Genomic DNA, 1,359 nt, shown 5'->3' with positions numbered 1-1,359 from the left:
TGAACCGTCCCGGTTTTCCTGCCGCTTTCTTTCTGGTGAAAGGATTCGGATATGCCCAAGAAACACCCAACAGAGGTTCGCGAACGAGCGGTCCGTATGACCCTTGACCGTTTGAAGGATTACCCATCGATGTGGGCCGCGTGCCGCGACCTTGCACCGAAGCTCAATATCGGCGCGGAAACGCTCCGGAAGTGGGTCACCCAGGCCCAGGCCGATGCCGGCGAACGTAGCGGGCCCACAAGCGAAGAGCTCGAGGAAATCAAGCGCTTGAAGCGCGAGAACCGCGACCTTCGAGAAACGAACGACATCCTCAAAGCAGCCGCGTCTTTCTTCGCGAGGGAGCTCGACCCTCGCAACCGTCCATAGTCGCTTTCATCGTTCAGATGAAGGCGAATGGCCATGGAGTCGAGTTGACGTGTGGCGTCCTGCGCGAGCAGGGCGTTGCTGTCACTTCACGGTCATTTCGGGCATGGAAGACCCGCGCCGCCGCAGCGCGAGTTCAGAGCGACGCTGCCCTCGTCGATCGGCTCAAAGCGTTGAAGGCGCGAGATACCCAGGGCCGTCAGCAACCTGAGATTCTCTACGGTCGGCGGAAGATGACGGCGTGGCTGAACCGAGGCGAGTTCGCCGGCGTTTCCAAGCACACGGTCGACCGGTTGATGCGCCTCGAGGGCATGAATGGCCTCGTAAGGGGCCGTAAGCCCCGGGAGTCGGCGTCGGCTGGCAAGGACTCACCGCGAGCTCCTGACTTGCTCAAACGTAACTTCAGTGCGCCCCGCCCTAACCATTCCTGGGTCACGGACTTCACCTACGTACCAACGTGGGGCGGCTTCGTCTACGTAGCTTTCGCAATCGACTTGTACTCCCGAGCGATCGTGGGCTGGCATGCGTCAACGGCCAAAGACACGCCGTTCGTGGAAGTCTGTTTGAACATGGCGCTCTGGCGTCGCGATCGCGCCGGCCACGCCGTGGGGCCCGGTTTGATACATCACAGCGATGCCGGATCTCAATACACATCGATTAAATTCACCGAGACTGTCGCTCTGGAAGGGCTCATCGCCTCGATCGGAACTATCGGTGACGCGTACGATAACGCGGCCGCGGAGACCGTCATGGGGCTCTACAAAAACGAGGCCGTGGCGAAGAACTCACCCTTCATGACGGGGCCGTTGAAGACTCTCGCGGACGTCGAGAAACTCACCTTCGATTGGTTGGATTGGTACAACAATCGGCGCCTGCACAGCGCGCTCGGGAACATGCCGCCCGAAGAATATGAACGCAACTACTACGCTGAAACAAACGGCCCGATAGATATCGAAGCCGCCAACAAAACGGCGGCATGAAAACCGGGACGGTTCA

The 1,359-nt window shown here is 59.7% G+C and carries 1 protein-coding gene; it reads left to right on the top strand.

What is annotated here, in order from left to right; genetic code table 11:
- Window positions 1-51 precede the first annotated feature (51 nt).
- A protein-coding gene (locus tag QN345_RS19145; protein WP_323505393.1) for an IS3 family transposase occupies window positions 52-1,343 on the top strand; the annotation gives its coding sequence in 2 pieces (ribosomal slippage) (window positions 52-322 and window positions 322-1,343; 1,293 coding nt in all).
- Window positions 1,344-1,359 lie beyond the last annotated feature (16 nt).

The organism is Cryobacterium sp. 10I1, assembly GCF_035019805.1.
Classification (GTDB): Bacteria; Actinomycetota; Actinomycetes; order Actinomycetales; family Microbacteriaceae; genus Cryobacterium; species Cryobacterium glucosi.
Note: the sequence above shows the minus strand (reverse complement) of the source record. Positions and strands in the feature narration are given on the sequence as shown.